Origin of the sequence: Gordonia sp. SCSIO 19800, assembly GCF_018132775.1 — a bacterium.
Taxonomy (GTDB): domain Bacteria; phylum Actinomycetota; class Actinomycetes; order Mycobacteriales; family Mycobacteriaceae; genus Gordonia; species Gordonia hongkongensis.
The window spans coordinates 1-635 of the sequence record NZ_JAGRQM010000065.1; the positions used below are offsets into that span (position 1 = coordinate 1).

At 69.1% G+C, this 635-nt stretch carries 1 protein-coding gene; it reads right to left on the bottom strand.

The features are described 5' to 3' along the window. The coding region (locus tag KB201_RS24675) for a transposase (protein ID WP_211540915.1) at positions 1-635 on the bottom strand (635 nt) is incomplete at both ends.

A 635-nucleotide genomic window follows, 5' to 3' on the forward strand; every position in this document is an offset into this window, starting at 1 on the left:
GCGCCCCGCGCGGCCCGCAGTCTGGGGGTGTTGGTGAGTGCGGCGAGGGTGCGCATCAGGTTGTGGCTGATCGCGGTCAGCGCCAGCCAGGCGGCGTTAGCACCGAACCGTCCGGAGGGCAGATGGGCCAGCGGTCCGTCGATGAGGTCGGCGAACACGGTTTCGATGATGGCGTGGCGGCGGTGGGTGATGTCGGCGGTGACGGTGTCGTCGGTGGTGTTGGTGAAAAACGAGTGGTACCGCCAGGCGGGCATCAGGGTGTCGGTGCCGGCGGGGTGGTGGGCTGTGACCCGACGCACGATCAGGCGGGCGGTGACCGGCTGGGTGGAGTCCGGTTGCACGGTGTAGGTGGTTTCGGCGACTTCGGCATCAGAGATCAGTTCGCCGGTGTCGGGGTCGGTGACCGCCCCGGGATAGTGCACCGGCGTCCAGGCGTCGTCGCCGATCGCGGTGATGGCGCGGGTGATCGCCGTATTGGTCCGCAGGACCAGCGAGAACGTCGCTGCGAGGCGTTGGCAGGTGCACATCACCGCGGCGGTGCCATAGGCGGCGTCGCCGCGGACGGTGATCTCCCCGCTCGCCCCACAGCGGCGTGCGGTGGTCAGGGTTTCAGCGATCATTCTCGCTGCCCCGTT